This is a genomic window from Sphingomonas lycopersici, assembly GCF_026130605.1.
GTDB lineage: Bacteria > Pseudomonadota > Alphaproteobacteria > Sphingomonadales > Sphingomonadaceae > Sphingomonas > Sphingomonas lycopersici.
Genome location: NZ_JANFAU010000011.1, coordinates 81,383 through 103,447, shown reverse-complemented (window position 1 = coordinate 103,447; position 22,065 = coordinate 81,383). Strand labels below are relative to the sequence as shown.

Below are 22,065 nucleotides of genomic sequence, written 5' to 3'. Positions count from 1 at the left end.
ACGTATTTGGTCACAATTTGTCAATCCGGGCTTTTGACGCTATGGGTGCGGCCATGAAAAATCAGGGCACAAGCAAGGCTGCGACGCGCGGACCGGCGGAGCATTCGGTACGGGACCAGATCGTCAACGCTGCCCGCGAATGCTTCGCGCATTACGGCTATGACAAGACGACGGTGTCGGACCTCGCGCGCGAGATCGGTTTCTCCAAGGCCTATATCTATCGCTTTTTCGAATCGAAGCAGGCGATTGGTGAAGCGATCTGCGCCGAGTGTGTAGGCGGGCTATTCGACCAGACCCGGGAGGCAGTGGACGAGGGCCAGGACGCGACCGACAAGTTGCGCAGATTCGCGAGAACCGTGACTAGCGCAACCGTGGAGCTGCTCTTCACCGATCGCAAGCTCTACGAGATCGCTGTCCATGCGTCGTCCGAGAACTGGGAGGCCGTGCAGGCCTATACCGAGCGCCTGCAGGACCTGCTCGAAGAGATTCTCAAGGAAGGCCGCGAGAATGGCGAGTTCGAGCGCAAGACCCCGCTCGACGAAACTCGCCGGTCGATCTTCTATGCTCTCAAGCCCTTCATCGACCCCGTTTTCCTCGAGCGCAGCCTCGACCTCCTGCCCGATGCCCAGACCGAGGTGACCGGTCTGGTGCTGCGTAGCCTCGCGCCTTGAAGTCGAATGCTTGCGAGTGACTAGTTGACATATTAGTCACTCGATGACATCTGGTTCCGACTGAACAGGAGGAACCTGCGTGTCGACATCGTCTTGCGCCCGAATGATCGGGATTCTTGGGCTGACAGCCGGCGCGCTGGCCGGATGTGGGCAAACGGACGCCGACCCGCGCACCGCGCCGCCGCTGGTGCGAATCGCCTCTGCCGGTGCCGCTGAAGGAGGCGCCCGCGAATTCACCGGCATCGTCGGCGCCCGCGTGCAGAGCGATCTCGGCTTCCGTGTCGGCGGCAAGGTGGTGGCGCGGCTGGTCGAGGCCGGTCAGACCGTCCGCCGCGGCCAGCCGCTGATGCGCATCGATGCGGCCGACTATGCGCTTGCGGCGCAGGCGGCGGCCGGCACGGTCGCGGCCGCGCGCGCCCGCGCGGTTCAGGCCGGCGCCGATGAACAGCGCTACCGCGATCTGGTGTCTGCGGGTGCGGTCTCCGCCTCCGCCTACGACCAGGCCAAGGCCGCAGCGCTCTCGGCGCGCGCGCAGCTCTCCGCCGCCGAGGCCCAGGCACGGGTCAGCCGCAACGATACCGGCTATACGTTGCTGGTTGCCGACGCCGACGGCGTGGTCGCCGAGACGCTGGCCGAGCCGGGGCAAGTGGTCGCGGCCGGCCAGACCGTCGTCCGCCTCGCGCGCTCCGGTCCGCGCGAAGCCATCGTTGCACTGCCCGAGACGCTTCGCCCTGCACTGGGCACGGAAGCGGAGGCACGGACTTACAGCGGGCTCAATGGGCAAGCGCGATTGCGGCAACTGAGCGACGCCGCCGATCTGGCGACGCGGACCTTCGAAGCGCGGTTCGTTCTTGCTGGTGCTCCTGCCGCCGCGCCGCTGGGATCGACGATAACCGTCCAACTCGCCTCTCCCGGCCAAAGGGCGGCGACCACGGTTCCGCTCGCCGCGATCTACGATCGCGGGCAGGGACCGGGAGTCTGGGTTGTGACCGGCGGCAATAGTCCCAAAGTCAGCTGGCGCCCGGTACGACTCGCCGCGGTCGGCGAGGAGAATGCGACGGTATCGGCGGGTCTGCGTCCCGGCGAGCGTCTGGTCGCACTGGGCGCACACATGCTCCACCAGGGCCAGACGGTCCGCATCGCGTCAGGAACGGTCCGTTGAGCGAGGCGTCCGAACCCAAGGGCAGGTTCAACCTGTCCGCCCTCGCGGTGCGCGAACGGGCAGTCACATTGTTCTTCATCATCGCCATCTCCGCTGCCGGCATCGTGGCTTTCCTGAGCCTCGGCCGCGCCGAGGATCCGAGCTTCACCATCAAGCAAATGACCGTGGTCACAGCATGGCCCGGTGCCACCGCGCAAGAAATGCAGGACCAGGTTGCCGAACCGCTCGAGAAACGGCTGCAGGAACTGCGCTGGTACGACCGCGCGGAGACGTTCACGCGCCCCGGCCTTGCCTTCACCACGCTGGTCCTGCGCGACCAGACGCCGCCGTCTGAGGTCCAGGAGCAATTCTACCAGGCGCGCAAGAAGTTGCAGGACCAGGCGTCCAGCCTGCCCCAAGGGGTCGCCGGTCCGTTCGTCAACGACGAATATGGCGACGTGACGTTCGCGCTCTATGCCTTGAAGGCGAAGGGCGAGCCGCAGCGTGACCTTGCCCGGCAGGCGGAGACGCTGCGCCAGCGGCTGCTGCATGTGCCGGGCGTCAAGAAGATCAACATCGTCGGCGAGCGGCCGGAACGCATCTATGTCGAGTTCGCGCAGGATCGGCTGACGACGCTGGGGATCGCGCCGCGCGCGATCTTCTCGGCACTGGCCCAACAGAACCTGGTCACCCCGGCGGGGGCGATCGAGGCGAACGGGCCGCAGGTGCAGGTCCGGCTCGACGGCGCGTTCGACGATCTCGAAAAGATCCGCGATCTGCCGATCGTCGCCAATGGCAGGACCCTGCGCCTGGCGGACATCGCCGAGGTCCGGCGCGGCTATGAGGACCCGGCGACCTTCCTGATCCGCAACCAGGGGGAACCGACGCTGCTGCTCGGCGTCGTCATGCGCGAAGGCTGGAACGGGCTTGAGCTCGGCAAATCGTTGAAGGCCGAAATCCAGGCCATCTCGTCGGAGCTGCCGCTCGGAATGGTCCTCGCTTCCGTGACCGACCAGTCGGAGAACATCTCGGCGGCGGTCGATCAGTTCATGCGCACCTTCCTCGAGGCGCTGGCGATCGTGATGATCGTCAGCCTCGTCGCGCTCGGCTGGCGGGTCGGCATCGTCGTCGCGGGGGCGGTGCCGCTGACGCTCGCGATCGTGCTGATCATCATGTGGGCGACCGGCAGGGTGCTGGACCGCATCACGCTCGGCTCGCTGGTTCTTGCGCTCGGGCTGCTGGTCGACGACGCGATCATCGCGATCGAGATGATGGTCGTGAAGATGGAAGAGGGGTTCGACCGCATCAAGGCATCAGCCTATGCCTGGAGCCATACCGCCGCGCCAATGCTTGCCGGCACGCTGGTGACGGTGATCGGCCTCATGCCCGTGGGCTTCGCAAAGTCCACGGCGGGAGAATATGCCGGCAACATCTTCTGGGTCGTCGGCTTCGCCCTGCTCGCCTCCTGGGTCGTCGCGGTGGCGTTCACGCCATATATGGGCGTCAAGCTGCTGCCGGCGATCAAGCCGGTCGAAGGCGGCCATGACGCCATCTACGAAACGCCGCGCTATCAGAAGGTGCGCCAGTTGATCCGCTGGGCGGTGAAGCGCAACCGAGTGGTGACGATCGCAACGCTGGCGGCGTTCCTCATCGCCGGTGCGGGGATGGTGTTGGTGAAGAAGCAGTTCTTCCCCACCTCCGACCGGCCCGAGGTGCTGGTCGAAATCCAGATGCCCAAGGGCACCTCGATCGAGCAGACCAGCGCCGCGAGCGAGGCGGTCGAGGCGTGGCTGCGCAAGCAGCCCGAGGCCAAGATCATCACCGCCTATGTCGGCCAGGGCGCGCCGCGTTTCTTCATGTCGCTCTCGCCCGAGTTGCCCGATCCCTCCTTCGCCAAGATCATTGTGCGCACACCGGACGAGGAGGCGCGCGAGGCGTTGAAGGAGCGCTTGCGGCATGCGGTCGCCGACGGCCTCGCCCCTGCGGCGCGGGTGCGCGTGACTCAGCTCGTCTTCGGGCCCCCTTCGCCCTTCCCGGTGGCGTTTCGCGTCAGCGGCCCCGATGTCGCTAAGCTGCGCGCCATCGCCGAGCAGATCCGCACGATCATGACCAACGACCCCATGATGCGCACCGTCAACACCGACTGGGGCGAGCGCGTGCCGACGCTGCACTTCGTGCTCGATCAGGATCGGCTGCGCGCCATGGGCCTCACCTCGGGCGATGTCGGCGAGCAGTTGCAGTTCCTGCTATCGGGCGTGACCGTCTCGCAGGCTCGCGAGGATATCCGCACGGTCGAGGTGGTTGCGCGCTCCGCCGGGGAGACGCGGTTGGATCCGGCGCGTGTCAGCGACTTCACGTTGACCGCGACGAACGGCCAGCGCGTGCCGATCAGCCAGATCGGCAAGCTCGAACTGCGCATGGAAGATCCGATCCTGCTCCGCCGGGACCGGGTACCGACGATCACCGTGCGCGGCGACATCGCCAACGGCCTGCAACCGCCCGACGTCTCGATCGCCATGCTCAAGAAGCTCCAGCCGGTGATCGATACGCTCCCCTCCGGCTACCATATCGACATGGGCGGCTCGATCGAGGAGGCGGGGAAGGCCAATGCCGCGCTGGCCCCGATCTTCCCGATCATGATCCTGCTGATGATGATCGTCATCATCCTTCAGGTTCGCAGCTTCTCGGCGATGACGATCGTGCTGCTGACCGCACCGCTGGGGTTGATCGGCGTGGTGCCGACGCTGCTGCTGACCGGCCAGCCCTTCGGGTTCAACGCCATCTTGGGGCTGATCTCGCTGGCCGGCATCCTTATGCGAAACACGCTGATCCTGATCGGCCAGATCCATGAGAATGAGGAGCATGGCCGGACGCCGTTCGACGCGGTCGTCGAGGCGACAGTGCAGCGATTCCGACCCGTGATCCTGACGGCGTTGGCTGCCGTCCTCGCCTTCGTCCCGCTCACTCATTCGGTGTTCTGGGGCGCAATGGCGTTCACGCTGATCGGCGGCACGCTGGTCGGAACGATCCTGACCCTTGTCTTCCTGCCCGCGCTCTATTCGCTCTGGTATCGGATCAAGCCCGGGGTGCAGGGCGAGCCCGCTGTGGCGACGCCGGCGGCATGATGGCGCTTTGGTATTCGTGTGCAGCCGCTGACGCACGGTGGCGGGAGACCGAGAGTTGACGGCCTTCCCAGCCTCCTCCCGCCCTGCGGCAGCGCGTGCTCATCCGCCGCCCGATGGCGATCCGCTCGACTGGATCGAAGGCCGCTGGGTATTGGATATACTGCTTTGCCTCAACGAGCATGAGCGCCGCTTCTCCGATCTGCGCACGGCTATTCCGCGGGTGAGCGCGAACGTACTGACCGACCGGCTCCGTGCGCTGGAAAATACCGGCCTCGTCGAACGGCGCCGTCTGCCGCGTTGTGCCAGCCAGGTCTACGCGTTGGCGGAACCTGCCTATGGCCTGCGCCCGATCCTCGACGCGCTTGCGCGCTGGCGAACCGCGCAACGCAACGACACCGTCCTCAAAGCTCGTGCTGGCCAATCGAACATTTCGGAATAGGAGCACAGACAATGAAGCTGAAGGAAGCCTAACGTCGAATCTGGGGCACGATTGCGACAATTGAGGCGACCCCAGCCGGGCAGGTTCGCGCCCCAATCCCCGCCGTTCAATGTGCGGATTTCGGATCCCGGAACCTGCCGTTCGCCGAAGGGGTCTCGTCGGTAGGGCCGAAAGGCCGGGTCTGGGACTTTCCCGCCGTTTGCTGTGATCGCGGTGAACGACAGCTCTTGCGAGGAGCGGACGTTTAGCTTTAGTCGGTCGCAACGCCCAAGATGCGAAAGCCCGGCCGCGAGCGGGCAAATCTGTTTCTGGAGGCAAGCTTTCGAAAGTAGTCGTTCAGCCTGCGATTGAGTGCAGAGCACAAGCGCTCGGATTCGTTGAAAAAAGCACGATGACTATCCTAGTTCCCTCTATGCACGCGGCATCAACCCTCGTGGGTGGACACATCGGACTGAACGAGGCAAACCGACGACCCAACCTTAGGAATGCTATATGTCGGAAGAGCCCGAAGGCCCAGATTTCACTGACGAGATCGACGCGCCGCCGACTGCTGCGGAGATGGATCGATTCTCTCAAGCGGTATTGTTCGCCTCCGACTGGACCGTGGAGACGATAGTTAATCAGCTTGAACGCCATAACATCGAGATGAACCCAGCATTTCAACGACGCGACGCTTGGAGTGGTCGAGCGAAGGGCAAGTTCGTTGAATCGGTCATCCTAGGCCTTCCGATCCCGCAGATCGTGCTTGCGGAAAGGCAAGGTGAACGCGGGAGATACATCGTTCTCGACGGTAAGCAACGCTTGCTTTCACTAATGCAGTTCACAGGGAAATTCAACGGACATGGGAACGCGTTTCGCCTTGCTGGGTTAGAAATTCGTACGGACTTATCCGGCAAGCGATACTCAAACTTCGAATCAGATTTGACGCTTCGTGATGAATTAAACGCATTTTCTAACCATACAATTCGTACGGTTGTTATTCGTAACTGGCCAGACCTGGACTTTCTCCACATCGTATTCCTTAGGTTAAACACCGGCAGCCTAAAGCTCTCGCCGCAAGAACTGCGGCAGGCAGCTATCCCGGGGCCATTCTCCGATTATGTCGACACAGCCGCATCGGCTTCCCAGGCGTTGCGAACCATCTTGTCTCGAAACTCCCCTGATCCTCGAATGCGCGATGTAGAGCTTCTAGTTCGGTTCCTCAGTTTCCAGAACTATCTCTCGACTTATCAGGGAAGAATGAAACGCTTTCTTGATAATTCTTGTGAGAGATTTAATAATGACTGGATTCAACGGCAGCAATCCGTGTTGGCGCAGGTTAATGAGTTTGAGAACGGCGTCGCTACTTTAATTGACATCTTCGGATCCGATGGTCTCGCGCGGAAAACCGGTTCAAGGTCGTTTAATCGAGCAATTTTTGACGCGCTGATATTTTACGCCAGCAATCCTGCTATTCGCACCGAGATGTCGCAGCAGCCGCAGGCAGTTCGAGATGCTTATGGTTTAGTGATGCAGGATGACGTGTTCGGTGAAGCAGTAGAAAGCGATACAGCGGGTGTCCCGCACACGCACGACCGCCTTGCAATCTGGGGGAACTCACTTCGGGCAGCGATCGGATTAAATTTTACTATTCCCGCGCTGTTGGATGATCCGGCCACTGGAGAGCGCCAAATCACCTTCGACGGCTTCTGATAGTCGCATGGCGTCCAGCCGATACGAATCTCTCCAGGCGCGAGTGAAGGAGCTTCGACGTTGCCTGCTGCCCTCACGGTTTTCTGAATTGGGCGTATACCACGATGTGGCTCGCACGACGGTTCGAGCCTTATCATTTCGCGTGATGGCACATGCCGAAGTTGAAGCTTATTTAGAGGAGCGGTCATTAGAGATCGCAAACGCTGCCGCTGTTGCTTGGCGGACGCAGCGGCGGGTCTCCCTAACAACCCTCAGCTTGCTGGGATTTTGTGGCCACCATCTGTCCACTCCGCCGGACACCCTGATGGCGCCGGGACAAAATCAAGAAAAATCTTGGCCAGATAAAATTCAGATAGAAAATCGCCTAAAAAACGCAATCGACACTTATGTCAAATACGTACGGATGGACAATCATGGGATTCGCGAGCGTCAGTTGATGGCAATGTTGATTCCACTTGGAATAGCTCCATCTGACATTGATCCGCTTGCGGTCGCCGAAATCGATAACTTTGGGCATCAGCGCGGAGAGACTGCACACAGCAGTGCTGCCGGAAAAATTACGATTGGCATTGATCCAAAGGCTGAATTCGAAGCGGTTCAAAAGATCATTCGTCACCTAGGACTCATTGATATCCTATTTGATGGGTTGCAGACAGCGGAGCCTATGGAGGCTTGAGCTGATATTACGAGATGTAAACTTACCATGGTATTTGCGGACGATGGGTTGTCATAGTGTCATGGTCGGAATCTGTGCTTCATGCGCCCACCAATGAGGACCTGCGCCCTCCTAGTGCGGTCTCCTACATTAAAACCGCGCCGTGGACGTCCTGATCAGCTAGAATCAAAAATGGGCGAACCACGAAAGAACCTCCGTTGAACAGGAAGAAGCGGACTCTGGACGCCATCGAGAATGCCATTCCTGGATTCGGCTTTTCCGGACCTGGCGAGCAGGTAGCAACAGAGCCGAGAGACCCCGATCCCGCGCGCACCTTCACCGAGACGGGTGCGGAACTCCGCACCCTGTTGTCGGGCCGTGATCCGGTGGCGTTCCTGGCACGGACGGGACTCCACCTCTTCCTTCAGTTGGCAAAGGATCCGACCAGCGACAGTGTCGAGGGATTGCAGCAACCGGGCGCTGAACTCCTGCAGACGATTGCGCTTATGCTTCCGCGCGGTCCCGACGTGCCGACATCTCCCCGCAACATGGTGCGCGCCTGGGAGCTCGCCGAGCGCAACATCCATGCCTATATCGGATCGGCATTCCCGTCGAGATCAGACCTTAGTGCTTCCGAGCGGGTCAGCCGACAGGCGCGTATCCAAACGCTGTTCTACCGCAACATCTTCAATAGCGACGACGCGCAGGAAATTGTGCCAGCGCTGCTGGCCTATATGGATCAGGCATCGCTTAGCCGGCTTGGATACCGCCTGTCGGATGTCGCGCGGGCGCTCTTCCTGTTTCTGCAACTGGTCCCGGACAAGCTCAACAGCTTCCGGAGCGTGCCGGCTGGTTTCCATACAGGCCAGGTCGACGTAACGGCACTCGAACGCCTTGTTGGCACCTCGACGTTGTGCCGCCGGGCCTGGCGCTTTGCAGATCACAGCCGGACGGACCCGCAATACCGGGCATGGGCCGCCTTCCAGCTAAGTGAACTCGCGTGGGCGCCGGCCTTCACCTTCTCGCGCGCCGAACTCGAGACCCTGTTTGGCGGCGGCGTGACCGGCGCGCTGTTCCGGGCGTCGATCGGCTTCGGTGAGTTGGCGAGTCTCGAGACCGGCAGCATCTATCTTGACAGTCCCATCCGCCGGCGGCCGTTCATCCGGCTGTCGGAGGACACGCTGTTTCTTCCATTTCCGGCTATGCTGGTGAGCTTCCCGTTCGCGATTATCGAAGGACTGTTCGAGGGCGACACAGAGCTAAGTGAAGCATATTCGGCGGCGCGCACGCGCTATCTAGAAGACGCGACCGCGGCGCTAGTCGCGAAAGCGCTGCCGTCCGCGACCTTGCACCGGTCGGTCCACTGGACCGACCCCGATACCGGCAAAGGGTACGAGAATGATCTCGTCGCCAAGCTCGGCAACCACATCTTTCTGTTCGAGGCCAAGTCCGGGAAGGTCAATTCCGCGGCGCGGCGCGGTGGCGAAAGCTCACTCCGCAAGAACTTCAAACGCCTCTACGTCGAGCCCGGCCAGCAGGCCGCAAGGCTCGAGACGCTGCTCCGGCGCGGAAAGAGCGCGGAGGCGCTGCTGCACGACGCGGCCGGCAATCTGATCCCGATCGACCTTTCTAAACCGGCGATCATCAGCAGCTTCGGGGTCTGTATTGAGCATTTCGCGGCCATCACCAGCACACGGCGCAATTTTGAGGAGATCGGGCTGATCGCGCCGGCCGATCCCTGGTCGCCGATCTTCTCGATCGGCGAGCTGAGGATGCTCACGACCTATCTCGATAGCGAAGTCGCGTTCTTCCACTATCTAACGCGGCGCGCGACGATCGAGCGCCAGTTCGTGTTCATGGGTGACGAGCAGGATCTGTTGTCACTTTATATCACTAACGGCTTCCTGATCGCCAGCGACAAGCTTAAAGACATGCGGGTCTTCTTTCACAGGGCCGATGCGCCGGTGCGTGGGACCAAGCAGGCAAGGTCAGACCGCCGAACATTCGAAACGCCCGGTCTGCACCTGCCGCCGTATTGGCGCCGGCTGGCGGCGGAACTCTACGCGAGCGACACCCGCCATAAGTTTGACATGGTTGAGGTGATCTTCAACCAGCACCCCGGAACGCTGAAAGGTATGGAGGAGCGGGCAAGACGCTGGAACGGTGGTATGGGCCGCGCGATCCAAGACCCGATGTTCGCCTTCGTTGAAATTGGCGACCGCATCTTCGCGGTCGCACTCACCCTAGAACGCAATCCCTATTTCGATGAGGCACTTTGGCACGAGCATGCTCGCGATATCGCAAAGATCGTCAAGATCCAGACCGGCGCGACGGATTGCCTAGTCATATTGCGGGTCAGGAGATCGCAGGCGGCCTTCCACGCGGTAAGCTTCTTCCGCATGCTGCCTGGCGACATAGGGATTCACGCCCGGAGCTGAGTTTTCCACGAAGGCCACCGCGGAGTGGAACGCGCATCCCGCGACCCGGCGTCCCAGATCGATGCGAGCGTGTTTTGTCACCACTTTGCGGCTGCAGACGATGACCGGTTTCGGCATGAGCCGACGTTCCCATAGGAGAACCGGAACGGCGTAAATTGGGTCGGGAGCCGTCACGCCCCATCGCTATCGGAGATGGCGGCTATCAGGGATCGGTCGACTGGAACCCGCCTGTCTCCTGACGGCCCAGAAGCGGTTTGGCAGCTGTTGGCTAAATTGCCTGACAGCCATGCAACGAATGGCGGACATAGAAGAGCCGACGAGAACCAGCACCATTACGCGCGCTTTCGAGGCCGAAGCTTTATAACCTTCCCGCCAACCCTCAGCTGATCGAGGTAATCCGACCACCATTGCGCCATTTTGACTCGCTCGGCCCAATGAGCGCCGCGATGGTAGGCCGCGCGGACACGGTCCCGGTCGCCATGAGCCAGAGCGCGCTCGATTGCATCCGGGTGCCACAAGCCGGATTCGTTCAGCAGGGTGCTCGCGATCGCCCTAAACCCGTGGCTGGTCATTTCGTCGTTCCCGTAACCCAGGCGCCGAAGCGCGGTGTTGAGCGTGTTTTCGCATATCGGGCGACGGGAGGTGTGAAGGGCGGGAAACAGGAACTCGCTCGGGTTTCGCAGCGAGCGGAGCGTTTCGAGCAGATACAGCGACTGGCGGGAGAGGGGGACGGTGTGGACCTTCTTCATCTTCATGCGCTCAGCGGGGATGCGCCACACCTTCTCCGCAAAATCGATTTCGCTCCACGTCGCCTTCCGTAGCTCTCCCGGGCGCAGAAAAACATGTGATGCCAGCTGGAGCGCGAAACGGTTTTCCGGCCGGCCGTCGTAGCCGTCGATTGCGCGCAGCAGTTCGCCGACGCGCTTGGGCTCCAGGACGGCTGCGTGATGTTTGACCCGCGGGACGATCAGAGCGCCCCGAAGAATGTCGGCCGGGTTTCTGTCCGTCCGCAGCGTGGAGAAGGCGTATCGAAAAACGCGCCCCGCGAATGCGCGGAGGCGCTGCGCGGTTTCATGGTGCCCGCGCTTTTCCACGCGTTTCAGTGCCGCGAGCAGTTCGTGCGGTGTCACCTCCGAGATCGGCCGCTTGCCGATGTCGCGATCGAGCAGATCGAGAAACCATCGCGCCTTCTTGATCGTCGCGGGCGATTTCCCTTCGTTCTCTATCTTCTGGATATATTCCTCGGCGACCAGCCGGAAGGTGGTGCGCGCGGCGATCTCGGCCGCCAGCTTGCGCTCCTTCTTCTCCTGGACCGGATCGATGCCATCGATCAGCTTCGCGCGCGCTTCGTCGCGCAGCCTGCGTGCATCCTGCAGCGAAACCTTTGGAAAGCTTCCTAAGGAAAGTTTCTTCTCGATACCATGCGCGCGGAATCGGAAGCGCCAGAATAGGCCCCCGGAGGGCTGGACCAGCAGGAACAATCCGTCGACGTCCGGGACCTTGTACGGCGCGGCCCGCGGTTTGAGCGCGCGAATCTGTGTGACCGTGAGCATGGGACCACGCCCTTTCGAGTTGCTCGTGGTCCCGCGTTTTGTGGTCCCTTTTTAGTGGACCACGGTGGAACATAATGGGAAAATCTGGGACCCGAATAGGCCCTGTATACCGCAGAAATCCGCGGTTTTCTAGACTTGTTCTCTGGATGTTCTGGTGCCGCTTACAGGACTCGAACCTGTGACCCCCGCATTACGAATGCGATGCTCTACCAGCTGAGCTAAAGCGGCCCGAAGCACGCCCGGAGGCGTATCGAGGCGCGGCGGTTAGCAGGACCGGGGGGCGCTGGCAAGCGGGTGTGATCTTTACGCGTCTTTTACCATGTGGGGTCACTATCGCTGCCGATACGCTTTATGTGTCGAAGGGATTATTATGGACACCGCTCGCGGCTTTGACGGAAGCCGGCCGTATGACAGCGATCCGGCCGAGGGTGGGGTCGGCGAGGCGACGCAGGCGATCGGCACCGACGAGCGGCGGATGCATGTGCGCGCCTATAATCACTGGGTATCGCTGCTCGACGGTCGCGCCTATCCCTCGATCGACGATCTCGATCCCGCCGGCATCGCCGATTTCGGCGCGCATAGCGTGCTGCTCGATTTCACCCGCAGCATCGAGGATCCCGAAATCCAGTTCCTCGGCCGCGCGCTGCGCGAGGAATGCGGGCTCGATCATGCGATCACCCGCGTCGCGGAGGTGCCGGCGCGTTCGTTGCTGTCGCGCCTGACCGATCACTATCTGCAGATCATCGCCAATCGCGCGCCGATCGGCTTCGAGGCCGAGTTCGTCAGCACCCGCGGGCACCAGACGCTCTATCGCGGCATCCTGATGCCCTTTTCCTCGACCGGCGATCGCATCGATTTCATCTATGGCGTGATCAACTGGAAGGAGATGCTGGCGGCCGACGAGCAGGCGCGGCTCGATGCCGAGCTGGTCGCCGCGGTGCGCGCTGCGCCGGCGCGGGTCGTGCCGCACGACGCCCCTGCCGTCTGGGCCGATGGCCCGACCCATCTCGCCGGGGCGGCCGAGGCGATCGAGGCCGCGCTGCCGCAACTGCTCGGCGACCGGCTGGCGCTGGCGCGCGAAAGCGCCGCTGCCGCGCGCGCCTCGGACGTGCGCAGCCGTGCCGCCCTCTATCGCGCGCTCGGCCGCGCTTATGATTTCGCGCTCGCCGCCGAGGAGGATGCCGACGGGCTGGCGAAGCTGCTCGACGATGCCGGGCTGACGCGGCAGGCCCGCGCGCCGATGACCCCGCTGGTCAAGCTCGTCTTCGGCGCGGATTACGACAAGACACGGATCACCGAATTCGCCGCGGTGCTCGCGCTGGCGCTGCGCCAGCACGTGCCGGTGGGCGGGCTGGTGACCTTCATCGAAAGCTATCCGGCGGGGATCAAGGGCATCGTCGCGGCGGAACGAGATGCGCGCCGCCCGGTAAAGCCGGCGCGCGCGCTGCCGGCGATCGACCGCGCGCCGATCGCGCATGTCGCGATCGATACCGGGGTTTCGGCGGGGGAAATCGTGGTGCTGGTCGCCCGCGCGACCGACGACGGCGGCGTCGATGTGCTCGGCGCGGTGGCGAATGACGCACGGCTTGCCACCCGCGCGCTCGCCGCGCTGGGGTAACCGGCTGTTTTTGGGAGGGCGGCGGAAGCCTGCCCCCCAGCATCGCAAATTGTTGCAAAAGTCACAAGTCTTGAGCCGCGCCGCCGGTGGGCGCATAGCTTCCCGCCATGTCGAAAGCATCGCTCAAGGCGCTGTCAGAAGCGCTCGCCGCCCGTCTCACCAACCGCGCATTGCCGGGTGAGCTTCAGGGCTTCGGTCCGGACGAACAAGCGGAGGCGGCCGCCTTCCTTGCCGCGACCGCCGAGCGGCGGCCCCCCGCGACAGTAGCGATCGCGATCGAGCAATTGCCTGGCGACGCCGGCGCGCGGCGTCAGCGGCTGGCGATCGTCAACGACGACATGCCGTTCCTGGTCGATTCGATCGCGGCGGCGATCGTCGCGCACGATATCGCGATCGATCGCATCATCCACCCGGTGATCGCGGTGACCCGCGGTACCGACGGGCTGATCAAGGGCGTGTCCGACGGCGAGGGCGCGCGCGAATCGATGATCTATATCGAGATGCAGCGCGCCGACGCGCGCGAGCGTCGCGATCTCGTTGCCGATATCGAGGAAGCGCTGGCCGATGTGCGCGCCGCTGTCGGCGATTGGCGCCAGATGCAGGCGACGCTGGCGGCCGATGCCGGCGCGGTCGAGGATACCGGCGGGTCGAGCGAGGGCGCGGCGCTGATGCGCTGGTTCCTCGACCGGCATTTCACCCTGCTGGGGCACGAACGCTGGTATGCCGACGGCCGCGCGGCGGGCGCGGCGCTGGGCATCGCGCGCAACCGGCATAAGGTGCCGCTGCTCGCCGATCGCTCGCGCGAGCTGGCGCTCGAATGGTTCGCCAAGGGCGGCGAGGCGCCGCTGATGCTCAAATCGAGCCTGCTCTCGCCCGTCCATCGCCGTGTGCCGATCGACCTCATCATCGTGCCGATCGTCGAGGGCGGCAAGCGCGTCGGGCTGTCGCTCCACGCCGGGCTGTGGACCAGCGCCGCGCTCACCGCGCCGCCGCGCGCGGTGCCGGTGCTGCGCCAGCGGCTCGCCGATCTGGAGGCGAAATGCGGCTTCGATCCCGCCGGGCATACCGGCAAGGCGCTGGCGCATGCGATGGGCACGCTGCCGCACGATCTGGTGATCGCGTTCGATCCGGAATCGCTCGAGCGGCTCGCGCTCACCGCGATGAGCATCGCCGATCGCCCGCGTCCCAAGCTGGTGCTGGTGCGCTCGCCGCTTGGCCGGCAATTGGTCGGCTTCGTCTGGCTGCCGCGCGACGAGCTGACCACCGCGCGCCGCGTCGCGATCGGCGACATGATCGCCGAGGCCGCGGGGGGCTCGATCCTCAACTGGACGGTGGCGATGGAGGACGGCAATACCGCGCTGATCCGCTACACCGTCGATCTGCGCGCCTCGGGCAAGATGCCCGATGCCGAGCCGCTCGATGCGCAGCTCGAGAAAATGGTGCGCGGCTGGGTGCGCGATGTCGAGGCGGCGCTGGTCGAGCGGGTGCCGGTGGCGCGCGCCGCGCGGCTCGCACTGCGCTGGGCGGCGGCGTTCCCGCCCAATTACCGCACCGGCAGCACCCCGGAGGAAGCCGCCGACGACGTGCTGCGGCTGGCCGAGCTCGACGGCCCGGCCGATCGCCAGGTGCTGCTCTATCCCGCCGGCGCGGGCGCCGAGCGGCGGCTCAAGATCTACAAGGCGGGTGGCCCGCTCGCCTTGTCCGATGCGGTGCCGGTGCTGGAGAATTTCGGCTTCCGTGTGATCGGCGAATTGCCGACGCGGATGCGCGAGGAAAGCGACGGCCATATCCACGATTTCGCGCTGGATACGACCGCGGCGACCGACGCGATTGCCAAGGAGGTGCTGGAGGGCGCGATCGCCGCGGTGCTCAAGGGCGAAGCGGAGAATGACGGCTTCAACCGGCTGATGCTCGATGTCGGGCTGTCACCGGGGTCGGTCGTGCTGCTGCGCGCGTGGTTCCGCTATCTGCGCCAGGCGGGGATCAGCTATGGCCTCGCCACGGTGGTCGACGCGCTGGCGCGCGCGCCGCGCGTGACGCGGGCGCTGATCGACCTGTTCACCTTGCGGCATCAGCCGGGGGCAAAGGGCGATGTCGCGGCGGTCGAGGCGGATATCGCCACCGGGCTCGAAGCGGTGGTGGCGATCGACGACGATCGCATCCTGCGCGCCTATCGCTCGGTGATCGACGCAACGTTGCGCACCAATGCCTTCACCGCGGAGCCCGAAGCGCTGGCGTTCAAGCTCGACAGCGCCCGCATCCCGGGCCTGCCGGCGCCGCTGCCGTGGCGCGAAGTGTGGGTCTATTCGCCGCGCGTCGAGGGCATCCATCTGCGCGCCGGCCCGGTCGCGCGCGGCGGCCTGCGCTGGTCCGACCGGCGTGACGATTTCCGCACCGAGATCCTCGGGCTGATGAAGGCGCAGCGCGTCAAGAACGCCGTGATCGTGCCGACCGGCGCGAAGGGCGGCTTCTACCCCAAGCAATTGCCCAATCCGGCGGTCGATCGCGACGCGTGGCTCGCAGAGGGGACCGAGAGCTATCGTGTGTTCATCCGCACTTTGCTGTCGATCACCGACAATATCGTCGGCGGCAAGGTGGTGCATCCCAAGGGCGTGGCGGTGCTCGACGGCGACGATCCCTATTTCGTCGTCGCCGCCGACAAGGGCACCGCGACCTTCAGCGACGTCGCCAATGCGATCGCGCTCGATCGCGGCTTCTGGCTCGGCGACGCCTTCGCCTCGGGCGGCAGCCATGGCTATGACCATAAGGCGATGGGCATCACCGCCAAGGGCGCGTGGGTTTCGGTGCAGCGCCATTTCGCCGAGCGCGGGGTGGACGTGCAGCGCGAACCGATCCGCGTCGTCGGCTGCGGCGACATGTCGGGCGACGTGTTCGGCAACGGCATGCTGTTGAGCAAGACGCTCAAGATCGTCGCGGCCTTCGATCACCGCCACATCTTCCTCGATCCCGATCCCGATGCGGCGAAGAGCTGGGACGAGCGCGCGCGGTTGTTCGCGCTGCCGCGGTCGAGCTGGGACGATTATGACAAGTCGCTGATCTCCAAGGGCGGCGGGGTTTTCCCGCGCAGCGCCAAGTCGATCAAACTGACCCCCGAGGTGAAGGCCGCGCTCGACATCGCGGCCGACGAGATCGAGCCGACCGCGCTGATCTCGGCGATCCTCAAGAGCCCGGTCGACCTGATCTGGTTCGGCGGCATCGGCACCTATGTGAAGGCCGCGGCGGAGAATAACGCCACCGTCGGCGACCCCGCCAACGACCGGCTGCGCGTCGATGCGGAGGATATCCGCGCGGTGGCGATCGGGGAGGGCGCCAATCTCGGCGTGACGCAGGCCGCCCGCATCGCTTTCTCGGCGCGCGGCGGGCGGATCAACACCGACTTCATCGACAATTCGGCCGGGGTCGATTGCTCGGACAACGAGGTCAACATCAAGATCGCGCTCAACCGCGAGATGATGGAAAAGCGGCTCGCGTTCGACGATCGCAACGCATTGCTCGGCGCGATGACCGACGATGTCGCGCATCTCGTGCTGGAGGATAACCGCCTCCAGACGCTCGCGCTGTCGATCGCCGAGGGCGACGGCGCGCGTGCCTTGCCGAGCTATGTTCGCGTGATCGAGATGTTCGAGGACGCCGGCCGGCTCGACCGCAAGGTCGAGGGGCTTGCCGCCAATGACGAGCTGCTGCGCCGCGCGGTCGAGGGCCGCGGGCTGACCCGGCCCGAACTCGCGGTGCTGCTGGCGACCGCCAAGCTCGCGCTGCAGGATTCGGTCGAGCGCACCCCGCTGGCGGTCGACGATGCGCTGAAGCCCGATCTCCACGCCGCTTTCCCCAGGGCGATGCAGGAGAAGTTCGCCAAGGCGATCGACGAGCACCGGCTGCGCGGCGAAATCGTCGCGACCAAGCTCGCCAACCGCATCGTCAATCGCATCGGCGTGCTCCACCCGTTCGAATTGGCCGAGGAGGAAGGCGCGGCGCTGGCCGATATCGCGGCGATGTTCGTCGTGGTCGAGCGGCTATTCGACCTGCCCGCGCTGTGGCGCGAGATCGAAACCACTGCGATGCCCGAATCCGGCCGCCTCGCGTTGTTCGACGAAGTGGCGGCGGCGACCCGCTCGCAAATCGCCGACCTCTTGCGCGTCTCGCCGCCGGGCACCGCGCCCGAGGCGGTGTTGAAGCGGATCGGCAAGGGCGTCGCGCATCTCGATGCGCAGACCAGCGACCTGCTGCTCGAAGAGGCGCGCGCGCAAAGCGGGCGGATCACCGCCTCGCTGGAGGCCGCCGGGGCGCCGGTGCCGCTGGTGGCGAAGGTGGTGCGGCTGTTCGAGATGGACGGCGTGATCGGCCTCGCCGATCTCTCCGAACGCCAGCGGCTCGACGAGGTGAAGGTGACGCGCGCCTTCACCCGGCTGGGTCAGGCGCTGGGGCTCGATTGGGCGCAGACCAATGCCGCGCGGATCACCTCGAGCGATCCGTGGGAACGGCTGCTGATCGCCGGGCTGGCGCGCGACTTCCAGCAGTTGCGGCTCGAATTCCTCGGACGCAGCGAAAAGGGCGATCCGGGCAAATTGGTCGAGCAATGGCTGGCGGAACATGCGCCGCGGGTCGCGCAGTTCAAGGCGCTGGTCGATCGCGCGCGGCAATCGCCGGCGCCCAATGCGGCGATGCTCGCGCAGATCGCGGGGCAGGCGCGGGTGCTGCTCGGGCGGTAACGTCCGAACGGTGGGTAAAATAACCTAACGTCACCCCGGCCTTGAGCCGGGGTGATGACGTTGAGGTTCATCCCTTGCGCGTCGCCTCGAACAGGAACCAGGCGCGCTCCTCGGCCTGATCGGTCCATTCGTCGACGATCCCGCTGGTGGCATTGTCGCGGGCTTCCTCGGCGGCGTCCTTCACCGTGCGGAACACCTCGACCAGCTTGAGATTGTCGTCGCGCAGCTCGGCGAGCATATCCTCCGGGCCGACGAACGGCGCGTCATTGTCCTTGATCGTCTGATGCCGCGCGACGTCGCCGATCGAGCGCAAGGTGACGTTGCCGGTCTTGCGCACGCGCTCCGCGATCGCATCGGTCACGCCCAGGATCTGTGTCGCCTGCGCATCCATCAGCAGGTGGTAATCGTGGAAATGCGGGCCGGAGACGTGCCAGTGGAAATTCTTGGTCTTCAGATACAGCGCAAAGCAATCCGCCAGCGCCACGTTGAGCGCATCGGCGACCGAGCGCGTCTCGTTGCGCTGCAGGTCGCTGGGGGTGCTGAGCTTGGGATTGGTGCTGGCCACGGGATTCTCCATTGTCGGTTCGTTGCGAAAACGGTTCGACAAGGGTTTCGCTCCAGCGAAAAATCAGATCAGAGCAATCGAGCGCAGCCCGATGATCACCCCGCTCAATGTCAGGATCGCGGCGCTGGCGATGCAGATCAGCCGCCGCGGCAGCGCCATCCAGCGCGCCTCGCCGATCACGATCGCCGGCACGACCACCGCCAACGCCCCCAGCGTCGCCCCCGCCGCCGCCAGCCACGGCAAAGGGGAGCGCGCGGCGAGCGCGGCGGCGACGAACTGCATCCGATCGCCGAAAATCATGATCGCCAGCCCGAGCGCGCTCGTACCGAACGGGCCGAGCCGCCAGCCCGTCAGCCGGTCGGGCGCTTTCTGGCGCCACGAGACGCCGAGCCCGGCGAGAATCAGCGACAAGGCGAGCAGCAGCCCGCGCGCTTCGGGCGAGAGCAGCGGGGCGACGAGGATACCGCCGAGCGCGCCCAACATGTAATTGCCGAGAAACGCCAGCGCGGCGGCGGCGATGACCAGCCCGCGCGCGGCGCGATAGCGGTCGGCCAGAATCGCTGCGAGCCACGGCGTGCGGTCCCCCGCGACGCACAAGGCGCCGAGCACCAGCCCGGCCATCAGCGCGTCCATCGGCGCGCCCCCGTCGGGTTAGGCGAAACGGACCTGGCAGGCGGCGGCGAAAGCGTCTGACGTAGCGGCATCTTGGCAATCGCTATGCACTGCCTCGTCGAGCATCGCGAGCCAATCGTGCACCAAGGCACCCTGTTCGCCGCGCGCCAGCGCCGATTCGAGGAGATGCGCCACCGTCACCGCCGGCAACATGTTGTTATGATGCGCGATGCGACGAATCGCATCGATCTCCCGTGCCAGCGCGGCGGCCCCGCGGCGAGGCGCGATCGCGGCGATCCGGCGGGCCAATTCTCCCCGGATTTCAGCTACATCGTCGTTGGGCATGACCTTGTCCTCCCCCGTGGGGAGAAGGATGCGCCGACAGGGTAAAGGCTCGGTTAACCGCGTCGATGCTTGACATCGGGCGATGCGTCCGCCATGCGCCCGGGTCTGTCAGCGGCGCGCGCTTGCTCGTCGCTCTTTTTCGTTTCGCAAGCACAGGAATTGGTGATGGCCAAGCCGACCACCGTCAAGATCAAGCTCGTCAGCTCGGCCGACACCGGCTTCTTCTATGTCACCAAGAAGAATCCGCGCACCAAGACCGAGAAGCTGTCGTTCAACAAGTACGACCCGGTCGTGCGCAAGCACGTCGAGTTCAAGGAAGCCAAGATCAAGTAACGCGCGCGGCGCGGGTTTCGCGCCGCCGGCGATACGGATGTTGCGCCGACATGAAGGAGCCGCGGGCTTGGGCCAGCGGCTCTTTTCTCGTGCGTGGCATCGGCCCGTTCGCCCGAACGGGAAATAGGTGATCCCGATAGAGTCGCGCGCGCTAAACCAGCGCGCCCACCGCATCCATGAATCGCGCGAGGCTGATCGGCTTCGACACATAGGCCGCAGCGCCCGCCGCGCGGATGCGTTCCTCGTCGTCGCGCCCGGCATAGGCGGTCACCGCCATCACCGGGATATCGCGCAGCCCCTCGTCGGCCTTGAGCGCGACGATCAACTCGTGCCCGGTGACATAGGGCATCTGGATATCCATCACGATCAGATCAGGGGCGAAGGCGCGTGCGCGATCGAGCGCCTCGCGCCCGTCGCGCACCGGCTCCGCGGCATATTCGTGCGCGCGCAGCAGATCGCAGAACAGTTTCAGATTGAGTTCGTTGTCCTCGACAACGAGCACCCTTTTTGCCACGCGAAATCGTCCCCCAGGCTGATTGGCTAAATAGGCAATGCGCGAAGCCGATACAAATGAAGACATGCATACGCTGGCGCTGGGTGCGCTGGCATGGACGCTGGGCGAGCCGAGGCGTGCCGAGCGGCTGATCGCGCTGACCGGGCTCGCGCCCGACAACCTGCGCGCGCGCGTCGGCGATGCGACGGTGCTGGCGGCGTGCCTCGGGTTTCTCGAGGGGCATGAGCCCGATCTGATCGCCTGCGCCGCGGCGCTGGGGGTCGCGCCCGAGCGGCTCGTCGCGGCGCGACGCGGGCTGGAGGCGGCATGACCGCGCGGCCGCTGCTGATCTGCGATTGCGACGAGGTGCTGCTGCATATGGTGCGGCATTTCGGGGTGTGGCTGGGCGAGGCGCACGATATCGAATTCGAGCCGCGTTCGTGGGAGTTGACGCGCAACATGCGGCGGCGCTCGTCGGACACGCCGGTGACGCGCGAGGAAATGCTCGGCTTCATCACCGGCTTCTTCCCCGCGGAGATGCACCGCCAGACGCTCGTGCCGCATGCACGCGAGGCGCTGGCGACGCTCGCCGAGCAGGCCGATATCGTAATCCTCACCAATCTTGCCGACGAGTGCCGCGCACCACGCATCGCGCAGCTCGCCGCCTTCGGGATCGCGCATCGCGTCGAATGCAACCAGGGCGGGAAAGGCGGCCCGGTCGCACGGCTGGTGGCGGAACATGGCGATCCGGTGACGGTGTTCGTCGACGATCTGCCGCATCACCACGCCTCGGTCGCCGAATATGCGCCGCAGGTCCACCGGCTGCATATGGTGTCGGAACCGACGCTGGCCCCCGGCGTGCCGCCCGCGCCCGAGGCGCATGCGCGGATCGACGACTGGCGCGAGGCCGAGGTGTGGATCGCCGCGCGCTTCGCCGCGGGTGTTGGTGCCCGTTGAAGCTAGCTTTTTTCGTCATGCCGGATTTGATCCGGCATCCAGCGCAACGAGCGACGGCCCGTGCGACTTTGGATGCCGGGTCGAGCCCGGCATGACGGTTGGGCGCGCGCGTGTGGCTGCGGGGATTGACCGACTCAACGCCCGCGTGGTGAAGCTTCCGGCATGACCGAACGTATCGATCGCAAGCTGGCCGAACTCGGCCTCTCCCTTCCCGAAGCCGCGGCGCCGGTCGCGGCCTATGTCCCGACGGTGCTGTCGGGCAATCTGCTGCATATCTCCGGGCAATTACCGTTCAAGGACGGTAAGGTCGTCACCGGCCGGCTCGGCGAGGGGCTCAGCGTCGAGGAAGGCCAGGATGCCGCGCAGCGTTGCGCGCTGATGCTCGTCGCGCAGGTAAAGGCCGCGATCGGCGATCTCGGGCGGGTCAAGCGCATCGTCAAGCTCGGCGTGTTCATCAATTCGCACGGTGATTTCACCGATCAGCCCAAGGTCGCCAATGGCGCGAGCGAGTTGATGGTCGCGCTGTTCGGCGATGCCGGCAAGCATGCGCGGTCGGCGGTGGGCGTGCCCGTGCTGCCGCTCGGCGCGGCGGTCGAGGTCGACGCGATCGTCGAAGTCGGGGAGTCGCCGCTCGCGTCTTGAGCGCGGGCTGGTTTTTCCTAAATTGGGCGGGATGACGTTCCCCCCAGCGTTTCCGC

At 64.7% G+C, this 22,065-nt stretch carries 18 protein-coding genes and 1 tRNA gene; 13 read left to right on the top strand and 6 right to left on the bottom strand.

Annotation, left to right across the window (positions count from 1 at the left end):
- Positions 1-53: 53 nt before the first annotated feature.
- The 7 genes from NED98_RS18345 (at position 54) to NED98_RS18315 (ending at position 10,161) form a co-directional block, all read left to right on the top strand.
- Positions 54-671 carry a TetR/AcrR family transcriptional regulator gene (locus NED98_RS18345; protein ID WP_265313974.1) on the top strand — a complete coding sequence of 206 codons (618 nt, stop codon included), beginning with the start codon at positions 54-56 and terminating at the stop codon, positions 669-671.
- 103 nt (positions 672-774) lie between these two features.
- On the top strand, positions 775-1,833 hold the full coding sequence (locus tag NED98_RS18340; RefSeq protein WP_265313973.1) for an efflux RND transporter periplasmic adaptor subunit: 1,059 nt from the start codon (positions 775-777) through the stop codon (positions 1,831-1,833).
- Complete coding sequence (locus tag NED98_RS18335; protein ID WP_265313972.1) at positions 1,830-4,937, top strand: efflux RND transporter permease subunit; 3,108 nt, start codon at positions 1,830-1,832, stop codon at positions 4,935-4,937. Before NED98_RS18340 ends, NED98_RS18335 begins: the two co-directional genes overlap by 4 nt.
- A 55-nt stretch (positions 4,938-4,992) precedes the next feature.
- Positions 4,993-5,376 (top strand): winged helix-turn-helix transcriptional regulator, encoded by a 384-nt coding sequence (locus NED98_RS18330; protein WP_265313971.1) that lies wholly within the window; start codon positions 4,993-4,995, stop codon positions 5,374-5,376.
- Between the two features lie 492 nt (positions 5,377-5,868).
- Complete coding sequence (locus NED98_RS18325) at positions 5,869-7,068, top strand: DUF262 domain-containing protein (protein ID WP_265313970.1); 1,200 nt, start codon at positions 5,869-5,871, stop codon at positions 7,066-7,068.
- Positions 7,069-7,174: 106 nt separating this feature from the next.
- Positions 7,175-7,744 carry a hypothetical protein gene (locus NED98_RS18320; protein WP_265313969.1) on the top strand — a complete coding sequence of 190 codons (570 nt, stop codon included), beginning with the start codon at positions 7,175-7,177 and terminating at the stop codon, positions 7,742-7,744.
- A 197-nt stretch (positions 7,745-7,941) separates the two neighbouring features.
- Positions 7,942-10,161 carry a hypothetical protein gene (locus NED98_RS18315; RefSeq protein WP_265313968.1) on the top strand — a complete coding sequence of 740 codons (2,220 nt, stop codon included), beginning with the start codon at positions 7,942-7,944 and terminating at the stop codon, positions 10,159-10,161.
- A 332-nt stretch (positions 10,162-10,493) separates the two neighbouring features.
- Here the strand turns inward: NED98_RS18315 and NED98_RS18310 are convergent, their stop codons facing one another.
- Both NED98_RS18310 and NED98_RS18305 read right to left on the bottom strand, forming a co-directional pair.
- The gene (locus NED98_RS18310; protein ID WP_265313967.1) at positions 10,494-11,714 is read right to left on the bottom strand and encodes a tyrosine-type recombinase/integrase; all 1,221 of its coding nucleotides are present in this window, start codon (positions 11,712-11,714) and stop codon (positions 10,494-10,496) included.
- Positions 11,715-11,866: 152 nt separating this feature from the next.
- Positions 11,867-11,942: transfer RNA gene (locus NED98_RS18305), tRNA-Thr, on the bottom strand.
- A 142-nt stretch (positions 11,943-12,084) separates the two neighbouring features.
- Here NED98_RS18305 and NED98_RS18300 point away from each other — a divergent pair.
- Together NED98_RS18300 and NED98_RS18295 are read left to right on the top strand one after the other, a co-directional pair.
- The gene (locus NED98_RS18300) at positions 12,085-13,332 is read left to right on the top strand and encodes a PAS domain-containing protein (protein ID WP_179512520.1); all 1,248 of its coding nucleotides are present in this window, start codon (positions 12,085-12,087) and stop codon (positions 13,330-13,332) included.
- Between the two features lie 107 nt (positions 13,333-13,439).
- Positions 13,440-18,062: an NAD-glutamate dehydrogenase gene (locus tag NED98_RS18295; RefSeq protein ID WP_265313965.1), complete on the top strand. Its 4,623-nt coding sequence runs from the start codon at positions 13,440-13,442 to the stop codon at positions 18,060-18,062.
- A 67-nt stretch (positions 18,063-18,129) separates the two neighbouring features.
- On the opposite strand, the gene NED98_RS18290 is transcribed toward NED98_RS18295, so the two are convergent.
- Genes NED98_RS18290 through NED98_RS18280 form a run of 3 tightly spaced genes read right to left on the bottom strand, consistent with a single transcriptional unit; the run spans position 18,130 to position 19,584 of the window.
- A complete protein-coding gene (locus NED98_RS18290; RefSeq protein ID WP_179512518.1) occupies positions 18,130-18,639 on the bottom strand; it encodes a Dps family protein in 510 nt (169 codons plus the stop codon).
- 51 nt (positions 18,640-18,690) lie between these two features.
- The gene (locus tag NED98_RS18285; RefSeq protein ID WP_265313964.1) at positions 18,691-19,260 is read right to left on the bottom strand and encodes a TMEM165/GDT1 family protein; all 570 of its coding nucleotides are present in this window, start codon (positions 19,258-19,260) and stop codon (positions 18,691-18,693) included.
- An 18-nt stretch (positions 19,261-19,278) separates the two neighbouring features.
- A complete protein-coding gene (locus NED98_RS18280; protein WP_265313963.1) occupies positions 19,279-19,584 on the bottom strand; it encodes a hypothetical protein in 306 nt (101 codons plus the stop codon).
- A gap of 165 nt (positions 19,585-19,749) precedes the next feature.
- Here NED98_RS18280 and rpmG point away from each other — a divergent pair, with 165 nt between their 5' ends.
- Positions 19,750-19,917, top strand: a complete 168-nt coding sequence (gene rpmG, locus NED98_RS18275) for a 50S ribosomal protein L33 (protein ID WP_007407030.1) — start codon at positions 19,750-19,752, stop codon at positions 19,915-19,917.
- Positions 19,918-20,068: 151 nt separating this feature from the next.
- Here rpmG and NED98_RS18270 read toward each other — a convergent pair whose 3' ends face one another.
- Positions 20,069-20,431 carry a response regulator gene (locus tag NED98_RS18270; RefSeq protein ID WP_179512515.1) on the bottom strand — a complete coding sequence of 121 codons (363 nt, stop codon included), beginning with the start codon at positions 20,429-20,431 and terminating at the stop codon, positions 20,069-20,071.
- A gap of 37 nt (positions 20,432-20,468) precedes the next feature.
- On the opposite strand from NED98_RS18270, the gene NED98_RS18265 reads away from it, so the two are divergent.
- The 3 genes from NED98_RS18265 (at position 20,469) to NED98_RS18255 (ending at position 22,009) form a co-directional block, all read left to right on the top strand.
- The gene (locus NED98_RS18265) at positions 20,469-20,741 is read left to right on the top strand and encodes a DUF3572 domain-containing protein (RefSeq protein ID WP_265313961.1); all 273 of its coding nucleotides are present in this window, start codon (positions 20,469-20,471) and stop codon (positions 20,739-20,741) included.
- Positions 20,738-21,367, top strand: coding sequence for an HAD family hydrolase (locus NED98_RS18260; RefSeq protein ID WP_179512513.1), 630 nt, complete (start codon positions 20,738-20,740; stop codon positions 21,365-21,367). Before NED98_RS18265 ends, NED98_RS18260 begins: the two co-directional genes overlap by 4 nt.
- A 162-nt stretch (positions 21,368-21,529) precedes the next feature.
- Positions 21,530-22,009: a RidA family protein gene (locus tag NED98_RS18255; protein ID WP_179512512.1), complete on the top strand. Its 480-nt coding sequence runs from the start codon at positions 21,530-21,532 to the stop codon at positions 22,007-22,009.
- The last annotated feature ends 56 nt before the right edge of the window (positions 22,010-22,065 follow it).